We start from the raw sequence: 21,131 nt of genomic DNA on the forward strand, positions 1-21,131 counted from the left end.
GCCGAACGGCATGTGGAGGAGGTTGCTCTCGAATGGCACGGACCATCCAGTCGCTCGAACGGGCCGCGGCGATGCTGCGGCTGCTCGCGGGTGGCGAGCGGCGGCTCGGCCTGTCCGACGTGGCCTCCGCGCTGGGGCTCGCGAAGGGCACGGCGCACGGCATCCTGCGGACGCTGCAGCAGGAAGGCTTCGTCGAGCAGGACCCTGCCTCCGGGCGCTACCAGCTCGGCGCCGAACTGCTCCGCCTGGGCAACAGCTACCTCGACGTGCACGAGCTGCGCGCCCGCGCCCTGGTCTGGGCCGACGACCTGGCCCGCTCCAGCGGGGAGAGCGTCTATCTCGGCGTCCTCCACCAGCAGGGCGTGCTGATCATCCACCACGTCTTCCGGCCGGACGACAGCCGTCAGGTGCTGGAGGTCGGCGCGATGCAGCCGCTGCACAGCACCGCCCTGGGCAAGGTGCTGTGCGCCTACGACCCCGTCGCCCACAGCGAGATGACCGACGGCGCCCGTGAGGCGTTCACTCCCCGGACCGTGACGGCCCTGCCCGACCTCGAAGGCGTCCTCGACCTGACCCGCGCCCGCGGCTGGGCGGCGGACGTGGAGGAGACGTGGGCGGGCGTGGCGTCCGTGGCCGCGCCCATCCACGACCGGCGGCGGATGCCGGTGGGCGCAGTCGGCATCACCGGCGCGGTGGAGCGCGTGTGCGAGGACGGCGAGCTCAGGGCGCGGCTGGTGGCCGCGGTGCGCGACTGCGCGCGCGCCGTCTCTCGTGATCTTGGTGCCGGACGGTTCTAGGAAAATCTGGGCATTCCGGACGTTCACCGGCCGCCCGACCCCCGCTCGATGCCGGTCCGTTACCCGCCGGTATCCATACGGAGATTTCCAGCCAGTTGGCCAAGAGTTTCCGGTCACACAACCCTTGACGCACCCTTAACCGTGCAGAAAACTGCCGTGCATCGGTCGGCATTGTCGAACGCCAAACGACAATATTCGCTATGGTGTGCAGTGCCACGGGACCGATCACCGCCCTCACGGAGGGCGCGGACCGCCGGAGGGACCCGGGGTTCGCCTTCCCCTGGACGAAGGACAAAGGAGTCGCGGGTGTCCAGCTCCGACATCTTCACCGGTGAGACCATCGGTACCGCAGTATTGATCCTGCTCGGCGGCGGCGTGTGCGCCGCCGTCACACTGAAGCGTTCGAAGGCGCAGGGTGCGGGCTGGCTCGCCATTACGTTCGGCTGGGGTTTCGCCGTACTGGCCGGCGCGTACATCGGCACCAAGTCCGGCGCGCACCTCAACCCCGCCGTCACCCTCGGCCTCGCCATCGACGGCGCGGTGAAGTGGAGCGACGTTCCGCTCTACATCGGCTCCCAGCTGCTCGGCGCGATGATCGGCGCGACGCTGGTGTGGCTCGCCTACTACGGTCAGTTCAAGGCGCACCTGACCGACCCGGAGATCGTCGGCAGCCTGAACCCGCACGAGGGCATGGTCGACCAGACCGCCGAGCCGCAGGCCGGCCCGGTGCTGGGCATCTTCTCCACGGGCCCCGAGGTCCGCAACGCGGTGCAGAACCTCGTCACCGAGATCATCGCCACCGCCGCGCTGGTGCTCTTCATCCTCACCATGGGCCTGACCAAGGGCCTGGCCACCAGCGGCACCGGCACCCTGATGGTCGCCTTCGTCGTCGTCGGCATCGGCCTCTCGCTGGGCGGCCCCACCGGCTACGCCATCAACCCCGCCCGCGACCTCGGCCCGCGCATCGTGCACGCGCTGCTCCCGCTCCCGAACAAGGGCGGCTCCGACTGGAGCTACGCCTGGGTCCCCGTGGTCGGCCCGCTCATCGGCGCCGCCCTCGCAGCGGGCATCCACAAGCTCGCGTTCTAGAGCAGCAACCGCCGACCTTCAGACTTCAGGAGCAGACACCATGACCAACACCGGCAGCCACGGCACGGGCCCGTTCATCGCGGCGATCGACCAGGGCACCACCTCCTCCCGCTGCATCGTCTTCGACCGCGACGGCCGCATCGTCTCCGTCGACCAGAAGGAACACGAGCAGATCTTCCCCAAGCCGGGCTGGGTCGAGCACGACGCCAAGGAGATCTGGACCAACGTCCAGGAAGTCGTCGCGGGCGCCGTCGAGAAGGCGGGCATCACCGCCGCCGACGTCAAGGCGATCGGCATCACCAACCAGCGTGAGACCACGCTGATGTGGGACAAGAACACCGGCGAGCCGGTCTACAACGCCATCGTCTGGCAGGACACCCGTACCGACGCCCTGTGCAAGGAGCTCGGCCGCAACGTCGGCCAGGACCGCTTCCGCCGCGAGACGGGCCTGCCGCTGGCCTCCTACTTCTCCGGCCCCAAGGTCCGCTGGCTGCTGGACAACGTCGAGGGCCTGCGCGAGCGCGCCGAGGCCGGCGACATCCTCTTCGGCACCATGGACTCCTGGGTCATCTGGAACCTGACCGGCGGCGTCAACGGCGGCGTGCACGTCACCGACGTCACCAACGCCTCCCGCACCCTGCTGATGAACCTGCGCTCCCTGGAGTGGGACGAGCGCATCCTCTCCTCCATGGAGATCCCGGCCGCCGTGCTGCCGGAGATCCGCTCCTCCGCCGAGGTCTACGGCACCGCCCAGGGCGGCGCCCTGGCCGGCGTGCCCGTCGCCTCCGCGCTCGGCGACCAGCAGGCGGCCCTCTTCGGCCAGACCTGCTACGACAAGGGCGAGGCCAAGTCCACCTACGGCACCGGCACGTTCATGCTGATGAACACCGGCGACGAGCCCGTCCAGTCCTACAACGGCCTGCTGACGACCGTCGGTTACCGCATCGGCGACGAGAAGCCCGTCTACGCCCTCGAGGGCTCCATCGCCGTCACCGGCTCCCTCGTGCAGTGGATGCGCGACCAGATGGGCCTGATCAAGAGCGCGGCCGAGATCGAGACGCTGGCCAGCTCCGTCGAGGACAACGGCGGCGCCTACTTCGTGCCGGCCTTCTCCGGCCTGTTCGCCCCCTACTGGCGCTCCGACGCGCGCGGTGTCATCGCGGGCCTGACCCGCTACGTCACCAAGGCGCACATCGCCCGCGCCGTGCTCGAGGCCACCGCCTGGCAGACCCGCGAGATCACCGACGCCATGACCAAGGACTCCGGCGTCGAGCTCACCGCGCTCAAGGTCGACGGCGGCATGACCTCCAACAACTTGCTGATGCAGACCCTCTCGGACTTCCTGGACGCCCCCGTGGTGCGCCCGATGGTCGCCGAGACCACCTGCCTCGGCGCCGCCTACGCCGCCGGCCTGGCCGTCGGCTTCTGGCCGGACACCGACGCGCTGCGCGCCAACTGGCGCCGGGCCGCCGAGTGGACCCCCCGCATGGACGCGGACACGCGTGACCGCGAGTACAAGAGCTGGCTCAAGGCCGTCGAGCGGACCATGGGCTGGATCGAGGACGAGGAGTAATCATGACAACCCCGCAGAGCGTTCCGACCCTGGGAACGCACCCGGCCGCCGGTGCCAACCCGGGCCGAGCCGAGACCCGGGAGCGACTGTCCAACGCGACGTACGACCTCCTGGTCATCGGCGGCGGCATCCTGGGCACCTCGGTCGCCTGGCACGCCGCGCAGTCGGGACTGCGGGTCGCGATGGTGGACGCCGGCGACTTCGCCGGCGCCACCTCCTCCGCCTCCTCCAAGCTCGTCCACGGCGGTCTGCGCTACCTGCAGACCGGCGCGGTCAAGCTGGTGGCGGAGAACCACCACGAGCGCAGGGTGCTGGCCAAGGACGTGGCCCCGCACCTGGTCAACCCGCTCACCTTCTACCTGCCCGTCTACAAGGGCGGGCCGGTGGGCGCGGCCAAGCTCGGCGCCGGTGTCTTCGCCTACTCGGCGCTGTCCGCCTTCGGCGACGGCGTCGGCAAGGTGATCACCCCGGCCAAGGCCAAGGCCGACAACCCCGGTCTGCGCACCGACAATCTCAAGGCCGTGGCGGTCTACTACGACCACCAGATGAACGACTCCCGCGTGGCCGTCATGACGGTCCGCGCGGCCGTCGAGTCGGGTGCCGTGGTCCTCAACCACGCCGAGGTGACCGGCCTGCGCTTCACGCACGGCAAGGTGACCGGCGCGGAGCTCAAGGACCGCACGGACGGCACCGAGTTCGGCATCGACGCGCGCGTCGTCCTCAACGCCACCGGCCCGTGGGTGGACCACCTGCGGAAGCTGGAAGACAAGGGCGCCGCGCCGTCGATCCGCCTCTCCAAGGGCGCGCACATCGTGATGAAGCGCAAGTCGCCGTGGAAGGCCGCCATGGCCACCCCGATCGACAAGTACCGCATCACCTTCGCCCTGCCCTGGGAGGACCAGCTGCTCCTGGGCACCACCGACACCCAGTACGAGGGCGACCCGGCGGACGTGCGCGCCACCGAGGAGGACATCCAGCAGATCCTCGACGAGGCGGCGTTCTCCATCCAGGACGCGGACCTCGACCGCGACCTGATGACGTACGCCTTCGCCGGCCTGCGGGTACTGCCCGGCGGCCCGGGCGACGTCGCCCAGGCCAAGCGCGAGACGGTCGTCTCCGAGGGCAAGGGCGGCATGCTCTCCGTCGCCGGCGGAAAGTGGACGACCTACCGCCACATCGGCCGTACGGTCATGAAGAAGCTCGCCCAGGTGCCCGGCAGCCCGCTGACCGAGGACATGGAGCCCATCTCCAGCCTGGTCCGCCGCACCCCGCTGCCCGGTGTCGCCAACCCCAACGCGGTGGCCCACCGCCTGCTCGTCGACCGCGAGCCCGGCAGCCGCATGGACCCGCTGACCGCCCGTCATCTGGCCACGCACTACGGCTCGCTGTCCTTCGACATCGCCCGCCTGGTCAACGAGAACCCCGAGCTCGGCGAGCGGATCCACGAGGACGGTCCGGAGATCTGGGCCCAGGTCGTCTACGCCCGCGACCACGAGTGGGCGGAGACGGTGGACGATGTGCTGCGCCGCCGCACCACGCTGACGATCCGCGGTCTGGACAACGAGGACGTCCGCACCCGCGTCAAGGACATGCTCAACGACAAGAGCTGATCCGGCGACAGCCCGGAGGAGGGGAGAGGCGCGCGGCGCCTCTCCCCTCCTCCGCATGTATCCGGCGCATATGTCCGGCCGGGCAACCGGCGCCGCCTTTGTGACGTCCCTGTGAGGGAAACGAGGGGGACGACCGTATGGACGGGCAGAAGACGCGCCGATGGCTGCCGCGCAAGCCGCGCCTGCCGCGCAAGCGGGTGGTGCTCCGCATCGCGCTGGGGCTGGCCCTGGCCCTCCTGCTGCCCGTCGCGGCGGCGGGCAGCGCGCTGCGGGCCTCGTACGCCGGATCGCCCGCCGCGGACGCCGTCACCCGCGGCCGGGACGCCGTCTGGCTGGGCCACGCCTGGCTGGACGGACGACACGGCGCGGCGGACTGGGCGCAGCTCAAGCGGCGGGTCGCGGGCACCGGGATCCACGATCTGTACGTGCACGCCGGGCCGTTGGAGCACGACGGCACCCTGCCCGCGTCGGCGTACTCGGGCGCGCGGCAGTTCATCGACACCGCGCACCGGGAGCTGCCGGGCCTGCGGGTGCAGGCCTGGCTGGGCGACAAGGTGGTCCGCAGCGGCCACCAGGGGCTGCGGCTGGACTCGGCGGCGGCGCGGGACGCAGTGGTGGCCAGTGCGGGGCAGGTGCTGCGGGCCGGGTTCGCGGGCGTGCACCTGGACGTCGAGCCGGTGCGCGACCGCGACCGGAACTTCCTCACCCTGCTGGACTCGCTCCGTCCGGCCGTGCGTTCGGGCGGCGGGGTGCTGTCGGTGGCCGCACAGCAGATCGACCCGCTGCCGTCCATGCACACCGCCTCCGGCCTGCTGGGCAGCCCCAAGTGGTGGTCGCAGGCCTACTTCGGGCAGGTCGCCCGGCGCGTGGACCAGATCGCGGTCATGTCGTACGACACCGCGCTGCCGTGGGAGAACCTCTACGGCGGCTACGTGGCCCAGCAGACCACGCTGGCCCTGCAGGTGACGCCTGCGGAAACGGATCTGCTGATGGGGCTGCCGTTTTTCCACACCGACAACCTGGGCCACAACGGCAAGGCCGAGACCGCGGCGGCCGCGGTGCGCGGCACCCGGCTCGGCCTGACCCGCGAGGACCGGCACCGGCAGCACTTCGGGGTCGCGCTGTACGTCGACTTCGCGGCCACGGAGGCCGACTGGCACGCCTACCGCAGCGGATGGGGTGTGCGTGGCTGAAAGTACGTCCCCCTCAGGGGCTGCGAAGGGGGGTCGCCGAAGTCGTAGGCTTGGGGCACGCAAGACAATGGCAACTGCACGGAACGGTTACCGGTGGTGGTACGGACGAAAGCCGTGCGCGCCCCGGTCGGAAGGAGGCGCTGGGTGATCGAGCTTGAGGGGGTTCCCGAGCTGATCGACCCGGTCATGATCTGTGCCTTCGAGGGCTGGAACGACGCCGGTGACGCCGCCTCCAGCGCGGTTGCGCATCTGGACCGGGAGTGGAAGGGGGAGGTCTTCGCCGCCCTCGACGCCGAGGACTACTACGACTTCCAGGTCAACCGGCCCACCGTCTGGCTGGACGGTGGCGTCCGCAAGATCACCTGGCCGACCACCCGGCTCTCCGTGGTGCGCACGGGCGGTGCCAAGCCGCGCGACCTCGTGCTGGTGCGGGGCATCGAGCCGAGCATGCGCTGGCGCTCGTTCTGCAACGAGATCCTGGGCTTCGCCCACGAGTTGGGCGTGGAGATGGTGGTGATCCTGGGCTCGCTGCTCGGCGACACCCCGCACACCCGCCCGGTTCCGGTCAGCGGCGTCACCTCGGACCCGGACCTGGCCCGCACGCTGGATCTGGAGGAGTCCCGCTACGAGGGGCCGACCGGCATCGTCGGCATCCTGCAGGAGGCGTGCACGCACGCGGGCGTCCCGGCCGTGAGCCTGTGGGCGGCCGTGCCGCACTACGTCTCCCAGCCGCCGAACCCCAAGGCCACGCTGGCCCTGCTCAACCGCCTGGAGGACCTGATCGACCTGCGCGTCCCGCAGGGCGAGCTGCCCGAGGACGCCCGCGCCTGGCAGCTGGGCGTGGACCAGCTGGCGGCCGAGGACAGCGAGGTCGCCGAGTACGTCCAGTCGCTGGAGGAGGCGCGGGACACCGCAGACCTCCCGGAGGCCTCCGGCGAGGCCATCGCCCGCGAGTTCGAGCGCTATCTGCGCCGCCGCGACGGGCAGCCCGGACCGGGCCAGCCGGGCGGCCTGGCGGCCGAACCGGGGGTGGCGGAGGGCGGCCGGGACGCTTCGTACCTGCGGGACACCGCCAGCGGCCGTACGCGCCCGACCAGGCCGCAGCCCAAGGACGAGCCGTCCTCGGGCGAGGAGGAGACGGAGGGCCCGGACGGGGAGGGCTGAGAGCCGCCCGTCCGCGCAATATCGACGCGACGCAACGTGATGGTCGGTCGTACAATTGTCGGCCCGGTGAAGGCCGGTCCGCCACCCGCCGCAGGGTGGCTGGGCCGGCCTTCTCTTCCCCTCTGGAGGTGTGCGGATGACCAGCACCATCCCCGCTGTCGACACCCGTTCGGCGGCCCCGGCCCTGCAGGCCGTCCTGCTCGACATGGACGGCACCCTGGTCGACACGGAGGGCTTCTGGTGGGAGGTGGAGGTCGCTGTCTTCGCCGAGCTGGGACACCAGCTGCTGGAGGAGTACCGCGAGATCGTCGTCGGCGGGCCGATGCACCGCAGCGCCTCCTTCCTGATCAAGGCCACGGGGGCGAAGATCGCCCTGGCCGAGCTGACGGCGCTGCTCAACATGCGCTTCTCCGAGATGATCGGCCGTGGCGTGCCGCTGATGCCGGGCGCGCGGAGACTGCTGGCGGAGCTCGCCGCCCACTCCGTGCCGACGGCGCTGGTGTCCGCCTCGCACCGGGAGATCATCGACCGGGTGCTGCACACCCTGGGGCCGGAGAACTTCACGCTGACGGTCGCGGGCGACGAGATGGCGCGGACCAAGCCGCACCCGGACCCGTATCTGATGGCCGCGGCCCGGCTGGGCGTGGATCCGGCCCGGTGCGCCGTGGTGGAGGACACCATGACGGGGGTGACAGCAGCGGAGGCGGCCGGGTGCCGGGTGGTGGCCGTGCCGTCCGTGGCGCCCATCCCGCCCGCGCTGGGGCGGACCGTCGTCCGCTCGCTCGAAGAAGTCGATCTTTCTTTTCTCCGAGGCCTGATCCGGCTCTGACCGCCGGTGACTAATCGGGCGCCGCTCACGGGAATGCACGTGGCCGGACACTGAGCGTGGACGGTGAATGACCAAGGAACTCTGGGCGCCTGCCCGATTGTTTTCCGTGACGAATGCGGCGGCTGAATTTCCATGGTCGGCAAGGGGCGCCGACGCATCTCGCGAGTGACGTTCGTCACCGACCAACGGGCCCGTGTGTCGCCTTGCGCACCCGAAGAAGGGCTCTCCACGGGGCAGAAGCGCACCCTTGTGTCCCGTTTGATCATCTAGTGCGTGGATCGTTCCGGCGTCCGAATATCGGTCATCCGGCGGCCGTTATCACGGCGTGATATCGCCTCAACTTCGACATGTTCCGGCGGCAGCGGCCACGCGCACTAATCTTTTCGCGAGAACTTCACGGCTGCCCGTATGACCAGCACATCCGGTATCGGTAGGGTCCGGGCACCGATCGCACCACAGGGAGAACCCCAGACAATGAACCGCAAGACGCTGGTGCTGCCGACCGTGGCAGGCCTGTTGGCTCCCCTGCTCGCCGCGTGTGGCGGGAGCGGGGCGACGGCCGGCAAGGGCAATGCCATCGTCATCGGCACCACCGACCGGTTCGAGGAGACCACCGACGCGCCGGCCCCGTTCGACCCGGCCGTGGCGTACGACATCGGCGCCTGGAACGTTCTCCACAGCACCTTCCAGACGCTGCTGCGGCTGCCCCGCTCCGGTACGGCGCCCGTCGCGGACGCCGCCGAGAAGTGCACCTTCGGCGACCGCAGGAACGAGCAGTTCCGCTGCACGCTGCGCAAGGGGCTCAAGTTCTCCAACGGCCACGCGCTGACCGCCGAGGACGTCAAGTTCTCCATCGACCGCGCCCTGGCCATCAACTTCGAGAACGGCCCGGTCTCGCTGCTGAGCAACATCGACAAGGTCGAGACGCCCAGCGAGCTCGAGGTCGTCTTCCACCTCAAGTCGCCCGACGCGACCTTCCCGCAGAAGCTGACCACCCCGGCCGCCGCCATCCTCGACAGCGAGTCCTACGACAAGAACAAGCTGGGCAACGGCTTCAAGGTCGTCGGATCCGGCCCGTACACGCTGAAGACCGAGGAGAAGGACGGCCGGGTAACGAAGGCCACCTTCACCAAGAACTCGGACTACCAGGGCTCGGTGAAGCTGCAGAACGACAAGGTCGAGATGCGCTTCTTCGACGACTCCGCGTCGATGGAGAAGGCGCTCAAGAACGGCGACATCGACATCATGAACCGGGCGCTGCTGCCCGAGCAGATCGCCCGGCTGCGCTCCACCATGGACCAGAGCGTGCGGCTGCTGGAGTCGCCCGGCCAGGAGATCAGCTACCTCGCCTTCAACACCGACGACTCCACGGTGAAGAGCAAGGCGGTCCGGCAGGCCGTCGCCCAGCTGGTCGACCGCCAGGCGCTGACCCGCGACGACTACAACCGCACGAGCGAGCCGCTGTACTCGCTGGTGCCCAGCGGCATCACCGGCCACCAGAACTCCTTCTCCAACAAGTACGGCGACCCCAGCACCGACAAGGCGCGGGCGATTCTGCGGGGCGCGAGCATCACCGCCCCGGTGCCGCTCACCCTCACGTACACCACGGACCACTACGGCGAGACCACCGGCAAGGCGTTCCAGACGCTGCAGAAGCAGCTGAACGCCAGCGGGCTCTTCGACGCCAAGGTCCAGGGCGTCAAGTGGTCGGACTTCCGCCCCGAGGCGGCGAAGGGCAAGTACGCGGTCTACGGCATGGGCTGGTTCCCCGACTTCCCGGACCCGGACAACTTCGTCGCGCCGTTCATCGGCAAGGACAACTTCCTCCGCTCGCCCTACCGGAACGCCAAGATCAGCAACGAGCTGATCCCGGACTCCCGCGAGTCCTCGCAGCGCGACTCGGCCGCCAAGTACTTTCAGCAGGCCGAGGACATCATCGCGGACGAGGTGCCCGTGCTGCCGCTGTGGCAGGGCAAGCAGTACGTGGCGGTCCGCGACAAGGTCACGGGAGCGGAGTGGGCACTCAACTCCGCCTCCGAGCTGCAGCCGTGGGAGCTCGGCCGCGGCGTGTAACACCGTTCAACCCAGCACCACCGGCTCCACCCAACGCACCACCTGCTACACCGGTTTCATCAGCTCGACCGAAGAATCTCTACAGCTACAGACGGTCTCTTCAGCGATCAAGAACTGTGAGGAACGTGCACGTGAGGAAACGTGACCAGTGGCTCGCCGCCCCGCTTGGCGCGGGGCTTGCCGCCGCCCTGCTCAGCGGGTGCGGATCGGAAGACGGCAAGGCGGCCGGCACCGGTGAGTCGGTGGTCATGGGGATGTCGGACGAGGTGCTCTCCACCGACCCGGCATCCGGCTACGACCCGGGCTCCTGGCTGCTGTTCAACAACGTCTTCCAGTCGCTGCTGAGCTTCCCCAAGGGAAGCACCACCCCGCAGCCGGACGCCGCGGACAACTGCAAGTTCAAGGACTCCGGCAGCACCATTTTCCAGTGCAAGCTGCGGTCGGGCCTGAAGTTCAGCAACGGCCACGACCTCACCTCCGAGGACGTCGCCTACTCCTTCCGCCGGACGTTGAAGATCAACGACAAGGACGGTCCCGCGGCCACCCTGCTGTCCTCCATCAAGGACATCCAGACGCCGGACAAGTCCAACGTCGTCTTCAACCTCAAGCAGGCCGACGCGACCTTCCCGCAGAAGATCGCCTCGGGTGCGGGTTCCATCGTGGACCACCAGGAGTACCCGATGGACAAGCTCCGGACCGACGGCAAGGCCGTCGGCTCCGGGGTCTACAAGCTGGACTCCTTCGACAAGGACAAGGCCGTCTTCAAGGTCAACGGCTCCTACAAGGGCCAAGCCGTCGTGCAGAACAGCGGCATGGCCATCAAGTTCTTCCACGGCAACCAGGACGAACTGAAGTCCGCCGTGCAGAAGGGCGACATCGACCTGGCCTACCGAGGCCTGGCCATGAAGGACATCGCCGACCTGGACGCCGGCGATACCGGCGACAAGAACGGCCTCCAGGTCGTCGAGGGCACCAGCGCCGAGGTCCAGCACCTGGTCTTCAACACCAAGGACCCGGTGGCCGGCAAGGTCGGCGTCCGCAAGGCCATCGCCTACCTCGTCGACCGCAGCACGCTCGTCCGCGACGTCTACAAGCGCACGGCCGAACCGCTGTACTCGGTCGTCCCCACCGGCATCACCGGCCACCGGACCCCGTTCTTCGACACCTACGGCGACCGCCCGCAGCCCGACAAGGCCGCGGCCGCCCTGAGCTCGGCCGGCTTCCACGGCAAGGTCAAGCTGACCCTGTGGGCCACGCCGGTCCGCTACGGACCGGGCACCGTGCCCGAGTTCAAGGAGATCGCCAAGCAGCTCAACGACAGCGGCCTCTTCGACGCCGATGTGCAGACCGCGCCGCTGGACGAGTACACGAAGGGCATAGCCGCCGGCAAGTACGCCGTCTACGTCAAGGGCTGGGTGCCCGACTACCCGGACCCGGACAACTTCACCGCGCCGTTCTTCGGCGACGACAGCGTGCTCGGCAACAGCTACGAGTCCAAGGAGATATCCGGGCACCTCCTGCCGACCACCGCCGCCGAGAGCAGCCGCCCCGCGACGGTGAACGACTTCGCCAAGCTGCAGAACACCATCGCGCAGGACGTGCCGGTGCTGCCGCTGTGGCAGGGCAAGCAGTACGCCGTGGCCAGCTCCAAGATCACCGGCCTGCAGTGGACCCTGGACGCCTCGACCGTCTTCCGATTCTGGGAGATCAAGAAGTCCAAGTAACCGGGACGGCCCCTCGGGCCACCCCGGTCACCGACGCCCCGGTGCGCTACTGCGCGCCGGGGCGTACCAGTCCGCTCTCGTAGGCGTAGACGGCGGCCTGCACCCGGTCGCGCAGGCCCAGCTTCGTCAGCACGTGGCCCACGTGCGTCTTGACCGTCGTCTCGCTGACGAACAGATCCGCCGCGATCTCCGCGTTCGACAAACCGCGGGCCACCAGCTTGAGGACCTCGACCTCGCGGTCGGTCAGCGTGTGCAGCGTGCCCGGCAGCGGCTCCTCGCCCGACGGCAGGTGCCCGGCGTACTTGTCCAGCAGCCGCCGGGTGATGCTCGGCGCCAGCATGGCCTCGCCGCCCGCCACCACCCGGATCGCCTGCACCAGCTCATGGGCGGGCGCGTCCTTGAGCAGGAACCCGCTGGCCCCCGCCCGCAGCGCCTCCACCACGTACTCGTCGAGGTCGAAGGTGGTCAGCACCAGCACCTTCGCCGGACCGTTGCGCTCGGGGCCGGTGATCTGCCGGGTCGCCTCGACGCCGTCCATCCGGGGCATCCGGATGTCCATCAGCACCACGTCCGGCTGGAGCGCGCGGACCTGGTCGAGCGCTTGCAGGCCGTCCCCGGCCTCCCCGACGACCGCGAGGTCCTGTTCGGCCTCCAGGATCATCCGGAAGCCGGTGCGCAGCAGCGGCTGGTCGTCGACCAGTAGGACGCGGATCGCCACAGGGGAACTCCTTTGCTAGACCGCGTCCATTCTGCCCTGCACCTCGGTGGCGGGGGCAGCCGGTCCGTCGGCCTCCGCGGCGCGCGGGGCGGGCAGGGGCAGCGGGTAGGGCGGGGGAGTGCCGCCGAACTCCGGGCAGACGGCCTGGTGATCGCACCAGCCGCACAGCTTCGTCGGCCGCGGCCGCCAGTCGCCCGTCTCGGTGGCCAGCGCGATGGCCTCCCACAGCGCGCGCAGCTTGCGCTCGACGGCCAGCAGCTCCGCCTCGGCCGGGTCGTACGTCACCACGTCGCCGCTGCCCAGGTAGACCAACTGCAGCCGGCGCGGCACCCGGCCGCGCAGCCGCCAGACGACCAGGGCGTAGAACTTCATCTGGAACAGGGCGTCCGCCCGGAACTGCGGGGCGGGGGCCTTGCCCGTCTTGTAGTCGACGATCCGCACGTCGCCCGTGGGCGCCACATCCACCCGGTCCACGATGCCGCGCAGCGTCAGGCCGGACTCCCCGGCGCCCTCGATCACCGTCTCCACATAGAGCTCGCGCTCGGCGGGCTCCAGCCGCATGGGGTCCTCCAGCGTGAACCACCGCTCGACCAGGCGCGCCGCCTCCTCCAGCCAGCGCGCCAGCGACTCGGCGTCGTGCGAGCCGTCCTCGCGGAGGAAGAGCTCCGCCAGCTCCGGCCGGGCCGCCAGCAGCTTCTCCCACTCGCCGGGCAGCAGGCCGGTGGCCGCCGCGGGCGTGCGCTCGGCCGCCGGGGCGTCGAAGAGGCGCTCCAGCACCGCGTGCACCACCGTGCCCCGGGTGGCGGCGGCGCTCGGCTTCTCCGGCAGCCGGTCGATCACCCGGAAGCGGTACAGCAGCGGACACCGCATGAAATCGGCCGCCCGCGACGGCGACAACGCGGCGGGCCGGCCGGCCGCCACGGGCGCGGGCGCCGGGCCCCCTTCGCCGTCCATGTCCTGCCCGGCGGAATTCTGGGTAGCGGTATCCATGACAGAGAACCCTACGGCCCGTCACTGACAAAGGGGCGCATACCATCGACGGTAGACCCCCTCGCACTGCATGATCGAGACAGCGCGCGCCGAGCCGGTGCGGGGGCCGGATCCGACGAGGGGACACCGTGGACAACACCGGGCAAGGTCATTCCGGCACCGGGGACGCCGGGCCGGGCGGGCCCGGGGACCGCAGGCCCCGCCCCCGCGAGGCGGGCGGCGGCATCCTCATGGGGCGGCCCTTCGGCGTGCCCGTCTACGTCGCCCCCAGCTGGTTCCTCGTCGCCGCCCTCATCACCTGGGTCTTCGGCGGCCAGCTCGACCGCGTCCTGCCCGACCTCGGCGGCGTCCGCTACCTGGTCTCGCTCTTCTTCGCCATCGCCTTCTACGCCTCCGTCCTCGTCCACGAGCTGGCCCACACCGTCGCCGCCCTGCGCTTCAAGCTGCCGGTGCGCCGCATCCAGCTGCAGTTCTTCGGCGGCGTCTCCGAGATCGAGAAGGAGAGCGAGACCCCGGGCCGGGAATTCGTCCTCGCCTTCGTCGGCCCCCTGCTCTCCCTCGTCCTGGCCGGCCTGTTCTACCTCGGCGTCCTCGCCGTCGAACCCGGCACCGTCCCCGGCGTCCTGCTCGCCGGACTCACCGTCTCCAACCTGCTCGTCGCCGCCTTCAACCTGCTGCCCGGCCTGCCCCTGGACGGCGGCCGGATGCTGCGCGCGGTGGTCTGGAAGCTCAGCGGCAAACCCATGACCGGCACCGTGGCCGCCGCCTGGGTCGGCCGCGCCCTGGCCGTCACCGTGCTGATAGGCCTGCCGCTGCTCACCCACTCCGACGGCTTCGGCGACGGCTCCCGGGACTTCGGCGGCGTCGACTCCCTCACCGACGCCCTGCTCGCCGCCATCCTCGCCGCCATCATCTGGACCGGTGCCGGGAACAGCCTGCGCATGGCCCGGCTGCGCGAACACCTGCCCGGCCTGCGCGCCCGCGCCCTGACCCGGCGCGCCGTGCCGGTCCAGGCCGCCACCCCGCTCTCCGAAGCGCTGCGCCGCGCCAACGAGGCAGGTGCCCGGGCGCTGGTGGTCGTCGACGGGCAGGGCGCCCCCACCGCGCTCGTCCGCGAGGCCGCCATCGGCGGCGTCCCCGAGCACCGCCGCCCCTGGGTCGCCGTCGGCTCCCTCGCCCAGGACCTCAGGGACGGCATGCGCATCCCCGCCGACCTCGCCGGCGAGGACCTCCTCGACACCCTGCGCGCCACCCCCGCCACCGAATACCTGGTCGTCGAGGAGACGGGCGAGGTCTTCGGCGTGCTCTCCACCTCCGACGTCGAGCGGGCTTTCGTGGCTGCCATGGCCCGCCCCTCCTGATCAACGCCCCTCTTGATCAACGCCCCTCTTGATCAACCACGTGGTGCCGGGGCCTCCGTGCGCCCGGTAGGCTGGTCACATGTCCGAACCGACCGGTGCCGCCCGCCGTCGCGGCCCCTTCCAGGTCGGGGACCAGGTCCAGCTCACCGACCCCAAGGGACGCCACTACACCTTCACGCTCGAAGCCGGGAAGCAGTTCCACACCCACAAGGGTGCCTTCCCGCACGACGAGCTGATCGGTGCTCCCGAGGGCAGTGTTGTCCGTACCACGGGAAACGTCGCCTACCTCGCGCTGCGCCCCCTGCTCCCCGACTACGTCCTGTCCATGCCGCGCGGAGCCGCCGTGGTCTACCCCAAGGACGCGGGGCAGATCCTGGCATTCGCCGACATCTTCCCCGGCGCCCGCGTCGTCGAGGCCGGTGTGGGCTCCGGCTCGCTCAGCAGCTTCCTGCTGCGCGCCATCGGCGATCAGGGCATGCTGCACTCCTACGAGCGCCGTGCCGACTTCGCGGAGATCGCCCAGGCCAACGTCGAGCGCTACTTCGGCGGTCCGCACCCCGCCTGGCAGCTGACCGTCGGCGACCTGCAGGACAACCTCTCCGACACCGACGTCGACCGCGTCATCCTCGACATGCTCGCCCCCTGGGAGTGCCTGGAGGCCGTCTCCAAGGCGCTCGTCCCCGGCGGCATCCTCTGCTGCTACGTGGCGACCACCACCCAGCTCGCGCGGACCGTGGAGTCCATCCGCGAGATCGGCTGCTTCGCCGAGCCGCAGCCGTGGGAGTCGATGATCCGCAACTGGCACGTGGAGGGCCTCGCCGTCCGCCCGGACCACCGGATGATCGGCCACACCGGCTTCCTGGTCACCGCCCGCCGCCTCGCGGACGGCGTCGAGCCGCCGATGCGCCGCCGCCGCCCCGCCAAGGGCGCCTACGGCGACGACTACGAGGGTCCGAACAAGGGCTGAGCCACCGCTGAGCCCCGCACATCGCACCGGCGCCGTCGCCGAGTCCCCGCCTTCCGCGGAACTCGGCGGCGGCGCCGCCGCGTTGGGGCCCGTACGCAGGGTGCGGCTCACCCCTGAGCCCGCTGTTCCACGGCGAAGATCCGTGTGGCACGATGCGAGCACCCCCCGCAGCCACAGCTCTCACAGGAGTCAGCGCGCGTGCAGCCACCGGCCGGTCACGAGTCCCTCCCGCACACCCGTCCCCGCCCGGTCCACTGGCTCGCCACCGCGGCCGCGCTGGCCGCACTGATCACGGGAGCGGCCCTCCTGGGCCCGGGCGACACCACCGCCACCGCCACCACGGCCGAGTCGGCCGAGGCCCCGGACGCCCGCACCGCGCGCTATCCCGTCGACTGCGGCGGCACCAGCACCGAGATCGTCAAGCAGGCCCCGGCCGACCTCGACGGCGACGGGCGGCCCGAGACGGCGGCCGTCGTGCGCTGCGCCTCCGGGGCGGGCACCCGGCCCAGCGGGCTCTACGTCCTCGCGCCGCCGACCGCCGGGGGAGGCACACCCCGCGTGCTGGCGACCCTCGTCGACCCGCGGGAGAAGATGAGCATCACCAGCTTCAAGGTCGTCGGCGACACGGTTTCGGCCACTCTGCTCGGCTACTCGGCCGCGAGCGTGCCGCGCTGCTGCCCGGATCTGCGCCGGGCGGTCGAATGGCGCTGGAAGGACGGCAAGTTCGCGCTCACCGCACTGCCCGTCGCGGGGAGTGTCTGACCCGTCACCGAGCGCCGCTTCGTCGCCGTCAGTCGGCGTCCGGCCCGTAGACCTCTACCCGGTCGGAGACGCGGCGCACGTGAATGCAGTCGCCGGGGCAGTCCTTGGCCGAGTCCCGGACGTCGTTGAGCAGCGTCAGTGGCACCGGCGTGGTGGCACCCTTGTCCTGTAGCAGTTCGTCGTCCGCGCTCTTCACGTAGGCCAGCCCGTCGATGTCCAGCTCGAAGACGTCGGGCGCGTACTGCACGCAGATGCCGTCGCCGGTGCACAGGTCCTGGTCGATCCAGACTTCCAGGTCGTCGAGTCCTTCGTCCTGCACGGTCATCTCGCCTGCCGTTTCCTGCGTACGTGAACCAATTGGAGCCAGCCCTGACGGGTGTTGACCGAGTCGACGATACAACCGCCCGCTTTCCGATGTTGATGGGTGGGTATTCCCCTCACGTGAGGACGTGCGCAAGGGTGAAGATCGGACACACTCCGACCGGGTTTGTGATCTAGGGGTTTCAACCTGCACCGGCCCAGGTAGGGTCAGGAAGCGTCCAGCTCCCCTTGGAGGAGGTGAGGACCGTGGCAGCCCACGACGACGACATGAACCGCGGCATCCGGCCGGGACGAGGGTCTGACGACCCCGCTGGCCAGGTTGCTTATCTCGAGCAGGAGATCGCCGTCCTGCGACGCAAGCTCGCCGACTCTCCGCGTCACACGAGGATTCTCGAAGAGCGGATCGTCGAGCTCCAGACGAACCTGGCCGGCGTGTCCGCACAGAACGAGCGGCTCGCCAACACCCTCCGCGAGGCGCGCGACCAGATCGTCGCGCTCAAGGAGGAAGTCGACCGGCTCGCACAGCCCCCGGCCGGCTTCGGGGTCTTCCTGCAGCCCAATGAGGACGGCACGGCCGACATCTTCACCGGCGGCCGCAAGCTCCGGGTGAACGTCAGCCCGAGCGTGGAGCTCGAAGACCTCCGCCCCGGCCAGGAGGTCATGCTCAACGAGGCGCTCAACGTGGTCGACGCCATGGCGTTCGAGCGCGCCGGGGACATCGTCACCCTCAAGGAGATCCTCGAGGACGGCGAACGGGCCCTGGTCATCGGGCACACCGACGAGGAGCGGGTGGTGAGGCTCGCCGAGCCGCTGCTGGACACCACCATCCGCCCCGGCGACGCCCTGCTTCTCGAGACCCGCTCCGGCTACGTCTACGAGGTCATCCCCAAGAGCGAGGTCGAGGAGCTCGTCCTCGAAGAGGTCCCGGACATCGACTACACGAAGATCGGCGGCCTGGGAAACCAGATCGAGCTGATCCGCGACGCCGTCGAGCTCCCCTATCTCTACCCCGACCTCTTCAAGGAGCACGAACTGCGGCCGCCCAAGGGCGTGCTGCTCTACGGCCCCCCCGGCTGCGGCAAGACCCTGATCGCCAAGGCCGTGGCCAACTCCCTTGCCAAGAAGGTCGCCGAGGTCACCGGCAAGCCCGCGGGGAAGAGCTTCTTCCTCAACATCAAGGGCCCCGAGCTGCTCAACAAGTACGTCGGCGAGACCGAGCGGCACATCCGGCTGATCTTCCAGCGCGCCCGCGAGAAGGCCAGCGAGGGCACGCCCGTGATCGTCTTCTTCGACGAGATGGACTCCCTCTTCCGCACCCGCGGCTCCGGCGTCAGCTCGGACGTGGAGAACACCATCGTCCCCCAGCTGCTCTCCGAGATCGACGGCGTGGAGGGCCTGGAGAACGTCATCGTCATCGGCGCCTCGAACCGCGAGGACATGATCGACCCCGCGATCCTGCGCCCCGGCCGCCTCGATGTGAAGATCAAGATCGAGCGTCCGGACGCCGAGGCCGCCAAGGACATCTTCTCGAAGTACCTCACCGAGACCCTGCCGCTGCACACGGACGACCTCACCGAGCACGGCGGATCGTCCAAGGCCACCGTCGACGGCATGATCCAGTCGGTCGTCGAGCAGATGTACGCGGAGTCCGAGGAGAACCGCTTCCTGGAGGTCACCTATGCCAACGGTGACAAGGAAGTCCTCTACTTCAAGGACTTCAACTCCGGCGCGATGATCCAGAACATCGTGGACCGGGCCAAGAAGATGGCCATCAAGGCCTTCCTCGATCACAACCAGAAGGGCCTGCGCGTCTCCCACCTGCTCGCCGCCTGCGTGGACGAGTTCAAGGAGAACGAGGACCTGCCCAACACCACCAACCCGGACGACTGGGCCCGGATCTCCGGCAAGAAGGGCGAGCGGATCGTCTTCATCCGCACCCTGGTCACCGGAAAGCAGGGCGCGGACACCGGCCGCTCCATCGACACCGTGGCCAATACCGGCCAGTACCTGTAACACCGCCGTCCGGCTGCGGATGACCCTGGTGGTCGCCTCCTCCCGCCTCACGGCGGGGGAGGTGCAGGGCGTCCGCAGCCGGACGCGTTTTGCGCCACTCGTACGACTCGGGCCACGCCGCTGAAGCGGGCACGGCACGAACCGGAGCAATGACTGTAATGATCTCCCCAGCGCCGCAAAGCCGTTCTAGGCTCATCGGTACCGCCGCGAAGCGCAGTGGGGGGACGCACACGGACTGGATGCGCAGCGGTACTTGAGCGCGCTGACCCCACCAGGGGGCGCCGCCGGGCAAGGAGGGCCGCATGACCGTACGGCGAGTAATGGGCATCGAGACGGAGTACGGGATCTCCGTCCCCGGTCACCCGAACGCCAATGCCATGCTCACCTCGTCCCAGATCGTCAACGCCTACGCGGCCGCGATGCACCGGGCACGCCGTGCCCGCTGGGACTTCGAGGAGGAGAATCCGCTGCGGGACGCCCGCGGCTTCGACCTCGCCCGTGAGGCCGCGGACTCCAGCCAGCTCACGGACGAGGACATCGGCCTGGCCAACGTCATCCTCACCAATGGCGCCCGGCTGTACGTGGACCACGCCCACCCCGAATACAGCTCTCCGGAGATCACCAACCCGCGCGACGCCGTCCTCTGGGACAAGGCGGGGGAGCGCATCATGGCGGAGGCCGCCGAGCGCGCGGCCCAGCTGCCCGGTGCCCAGCCCATCCACCTCTACAAGAACAACACCGACAACAAGGGCGCCTCCTACGGCACGCACGAGAACTACCTGATGAAGCGGGAGACCCCCTTCTCGGAGATCGTGCGCCACCTGACGCCCTTCTTCGTCTCCCGCCAGGTGGTCACCGGCGCGGGCCGGGTGGGCATTGGCCAGGACGGGCACGAGCACGGCTTCCAGATCAGCCAGCGGGCGGACTACTTCGAGGTCGAGGTCGGCCTGGAGACCACGCTCAAGCGGCCCATCATCAACACCCGCGACGAGCCGCACGCCGACGCCGAGAAGTACCGCCGGCTGCACGTGATCATCGGGGACGCCAACCTCTCGGAGATCTCCACCTACCTCAAGCTGGGCACCACCGCCCTGGTCCTGTCCATGATCGAGGACGGCTTCATCGCCTCGGACCTCGCCGTCGAGCAGCCCGTGCGCACCCTCCACCAGGTCAGCCACGACCCCACGCTGCGACGCCTGGTGACGCTGCGCAGCGGCCGTACGCTCACGGCCGTACAACTGCAGATGGAGTACTACGAGCTGGCTCGCAAGTACGTCGAGGACCGCTTCGGGGCGGATGCCGACGAGCAGACCAAGGACGTCCTGGCCCGCTGGGAGGACGTGCTGGGGCGGCTGGAGCACGACCCGATGAGCCTGGCCGGCGAGCTGGACTGGGTGGCCAAGCGGGAGCTGCTGGAGGGCTACCGCCGCCGCGACGGCCTGGGCTGGGACGCCGCCCGGCTGCACCTGGTCGATCTGCAGTACGCGGACGTGCGTCCGGAAAAGGGCCTGTACAACCGGCTGGCCGCCCGAGGCCGGTTCAAGAGGCTGCTGGACGAGAGCGAGGTCGAGCGGGCCCGTACGGCCCCTCCGGAGGACACCCGGGCCTACTTCCGCGGCCGCTGCCTGGAGCAGTACGCGGACGACGTGGCCGCGGCCTCCTGGGACTCGGTGATCTTCGACCTGCCGGGCCGTGACTCCCTGCAGCGGGTCCCCACCCTGGAGCCGCTGCGCGGCACCCGCAATCACGTCAAGGAGCTCCTGGACCGCTGCCGCACGGCGGAGGACCTGGTGCGGGTGCTGTCCGGGGGCTGAGGAGGGTCTGAGAAGCGGGGGATGCGGGAATCATCACGGTGGTTCCGGGACGTTGTAGCAAGTGCGGGGCCGATCTCGGACCCTGCTTGTAGGGTCTGAAGGTGTACGTCTGATCTTGAACGTCAAGCGAGCG

17 protein-coding genes are annotated in these 21,131 nt (G+C 69.9%); 14 read left to right on the forward strand and 3 right to left on the reverse strand.

Translation table 11 applies throughout. The annotated features are described in order from the left end of the window. The first annotated feature begins 32 nt into the window (after window positions 1–32). The 9 genes from FHS39_RS20040 to FHS39_RS20080 all read left to right on the forward strand — a co-directional run bounded on the left by FHS39_RS20040 (window position 33) and on the right by FHS39_RS20080 (window position 12,052). Entirely contained in the window at window positions 33–797 is a 765-nt protein-coding gene (locus tag FHS39_RS20040) for an IclR family transcriptional regulator (RefSeq protein ID WP_184350749.1), read from the forward strand. A 306-nt stretch (window positions 798–1,103) separates the two neighbouring features. Continuing rightward, window positions 1,104–1,886 carry an aquaporin gene (locus FHS39_RS20045; RefSeq protein ID WP_184350750.1) on the forward strand — a complete coding sequence of 261 codons (783 nt, stop codon included), beginning with the start codon at window positions 1,104–1,106 and terminating at the stop codon, window positions 1,884–1,886. A 40-nt stretch (window positions 1,887–1,926) separates the two neighbouring features. Next, window positions 1,927–3,459 carry a glycerol kinase GlpK gene (gene glpK, locus FHS39_RS20050; protein ID WP_184350751.1) on the forward strand — a complete coding sequence of 511 codons (1,533 nt, stop codon included), beginning with the start codon at window positions 1,927–1,929 and terminating at the stop codon, window positions 3,457–3,459. 2 nt (window positions 3,460–3,461) lie between these two features. Beyond that, on the forward strand, window positions 3,462–5,069 hold the full coding sequence (locus FHS39_RS20055; RefSeq protein ID WP_045932013.1) for a glycerol-3-phosphate dehydrogenase/oxidase: 1,608 nt from the start codon (window positions 3,462–3,464) through the stop codon (window positions 5,067–5,069). Window positions 5,070–5,206: 137 nt separating this feature from the next. Continuing rightward, on the forward strand, window positions 5,207–6,262 hold the full coding sequence (locus tag FHS39_RS20060; RefSeq protein ID WP_184350752.1) for a glycosyl hydrolase family 18 protein: 1,056 nt from the start codon (window positions 5,207–5,209) through the stop codon (window positions 6,260–6,262). Between the two features lie 144 nt (window positions 6,263–6,406). Then, on the forward strand, window positions 6,407–7,426 hold the full coding sequence (locus FHS39_RS20065) for a PAC2 family protein (RefSeq protein WP_045932015.1): 1,020 nt from the start codon (window positions 6,407–6,409) through the stop codon (window positions 7,424–7,426). Between the two features lie 136 nt (window positions 7,427–7,562). Next, entirely contained in the window at window positions 7,563–8,255 is a 693-nt protein-coding gene (locus FHS39_RS20070; protein WP_045932016.1) for an HAD family hydrolase, read from the forward strand. Between the two features lie 474 nt (window positions 8,256–8,729). Next, the gene (locus FHS39_RS20075; RefSeq protein WP_184350753.1) at window positions 8,730–10,328 is read left to right on the forward strand and encodes an ABC transporter substrate-binding protein; all 1,599 of its coding nucleotides are present in this window, start codon (window positions 8,730–8,732) and stop codon (window positions 10,326–10,328) included. A 131-nt stretch (window positions 10,329–10,459) separates the two neighbouring features. After that, window positions 10,460–12,052 (forward strand): ABC transporter substrate-binding protein, encoded by a 1,593-nt coding sequence (locus tag FHS39_RS20080; protein WP_184350754.1) that lies wholly within the window; start codon window positions 10,460–10,462, stop codon window positions 12,050–12,052. Between the two features lie 46 nt (window positions 12,053–12,098). On the opposite strand, the gene FHS39_RS20085 is transcribed toward FHS39_RS20080, so the two are convergent. Continuing rightward, complete coding sequence (locus FHS39_RS20085; protein WP_184350755.1) at window positions 12,099–12,770, reverse strand: response regulator; 672 nt, start codon at window positions 12,768–12,770, stop codon at window positions 12,099–12,101. Window positions 12,771–12,785: 15 nt separating this feature from the next. Further along, on the reverse strand, window positions 12,786–13,760 hold the full coding sequence (locus tag FHS39_RS20090; RefSeq protein WP_078847634.1) for a RecB family exonuclease: 975 nt from the start codon (window positions 13,758–13,760) through the stop codon (window positions 12,786–12,788). A gap of 128 nt (window positions 13,761–13,888) precedes the next feature. Here FHS39_RS20090 and FHS39_RS20095 point away from each other — a divergent pair, with 128 nt between their 5' ends. The 3 genes from FHS39_RS20095 (at window position 13,889) to FHS39_RS20105 (ending at window position 16,850) form a co-directional block, all read left to right on the forward strand. After that, the gene (locus FHS39_RS20095) at window positions 13,889–15,121 is read left to right on the forward strand and encodes a site-2 protease family protein (RefSeq protein ID WP_343069657.1); all 1,233 of its coding nucleotides are present in this window, start codon (window positions 13,889–13,891) and stop codon (window positions 15,119–15,121) included. 79 nt (window positions 15,122–15,200) lie between these two features. Continuing rightward, window positions 15,201–16,088, forward strand: a complete 888-nt coding sequence (locus tag FHS39_RS20100) for a tRNA (adenine-N1)-methyltransferase (RefSeq protein ID WP_045932022.1) — start codon at window positions 15,201–15,203, stop codon at window positions 16,086–16,088. 198 nt (window positions 16,089–16,286) lie between these two features. Continuing rightward, entirely contained in the window at window positions 16,287–16,850 is a 564-nt protein-coding gene (locus FHS39_RS20105; RefSeq protein WP_184350756.1) for a hypothetical protein, read from the forward strand. Between the two features lie 28 nt (window positions 16,851–16,878). Here FHS39_RS20105 and FHS39_RS20110 read toward each other — a convergent pair whose 3' ends face one another. Further along, window positions 16,879–17,175: a ferredoxin gene (locus FHS39_RS20110; RefSeq protein ID WP_045932024.1), complete on the reverse strand. Its 297-nt coding sequence runs from the start codon at window positions 17,173–17,175 to the stop codon at window positions 16,879–16,881. Window positions 17,176–17,417: 242 nt separating this feature from the next. On the opposite strand from FHS39_RS20110, the gene arc reads away from it, so the two are divergent. Both arc and dop read left to right on the forward strand, forming a co-directional pair. Continuing rightward, on the forward strand, window positions 17,418–19,184 hold the full coding sequence (gene arc / locus FHS39_RS20115; protein WP_184350757.1) for a proteasome ATPase: 1,767 nt from the start codon (window positions 17,418–17,420) through the stop codon (window positions 19,182–19,184). A gap of 302 nt (window positions 19,185–19,486) precedes the next feature. Continuing rightward, entirely contained in the window at window positions 19,487–20,998 is a 1,512-nt protein-coding gene (gene dop / locus FHS39_RS20120; RefSeq protein WP_343069658.1) for a depupylase/deamidase Dop, read from the forward strand. Window positions 20,999–21,131: the final 133 nt, after the last annotated feature.

Source organism: Streptomyces olivoverticillatus, assembly GCF_014203555.1.
Taxonomy (GTDB): Bacteria; Actinomycetota; Actinomycetes; order Streptomycetales; family Streptomycetaceae; genus Streptomyces; species Streptomyces olivoverticillatus.

Bases quoted from the DNA above. Each gene is read 5' to 3' on its own strand.
- FHS39_RS20100 (WP_045932022.1), top strand. From the start codon at position 15,201: ATGTCCGAACCGACCGGTGCCGCCCGCCGTCGCGGCCCCTTCCAGGTC.
- FHS39_RS20040 (WP_184350749.1), top strand. From the start codon at position 33: ATGGCACGGACCATCCAGTCGCTCGAACGGGCCGCGGCGATGCTGCGG.
- FHS39_RS20110 (WP_045932024.1), bottom strand. From the start codon at position 17,175: ATGACCGTGCAGGACGAAGGACTCGACGACCTGGAAGTCTGGATCGAC.
- dop (WP_343069658.1), top strand. From the start codon at position 19,487: ATGACCGTACGGCGAGTAATGGGCATCGAGACGGAGTACGGGATCTCC.
- FHS39_RS20070 (WP_045932016.1), top strand. From the start codon at position 7,563: ATGACCAGCACCATCCCCGCTGTCGACACCCGTTCGGCGGCCCCGGCC.
- FHS39_RS20060 (WP_184350752.1), top strand. From the start codon at position 5,207: ATGGACGGGCAGAAGACGCGCCGATGGCTGCCGCGCAAGCCGCGCCTG.
- glpK (WP_184350751.1), top strand. From the start codon at position 1,927: ATGACCAACACCGGCAGCCACGGCACGGGCCCGTTCATCGCGGCGATC.
- FHS39_RS20075 (WP_184350753.1), top strand. From the start codon at position 8,730: ATGAACCGCAAGACGCTGGTGCTGCCGACCGTGGCAGGCCTGTTGGCT.
- FHS39_RS20055 (WP_045932013.1), top strand. From the start codon at position 3,462: ATGACAACCCCGCAGAGCGTTCCGACCCTGGGAACGCACCCGGCCGCC.
- FHS39_RS20090 (WP_078847634.1), bottom strand. From the start codon at position 13,760: ATGGATACCGCTACCCAGAATTCCGCCGGGCAGGACATGGACGGCGAA.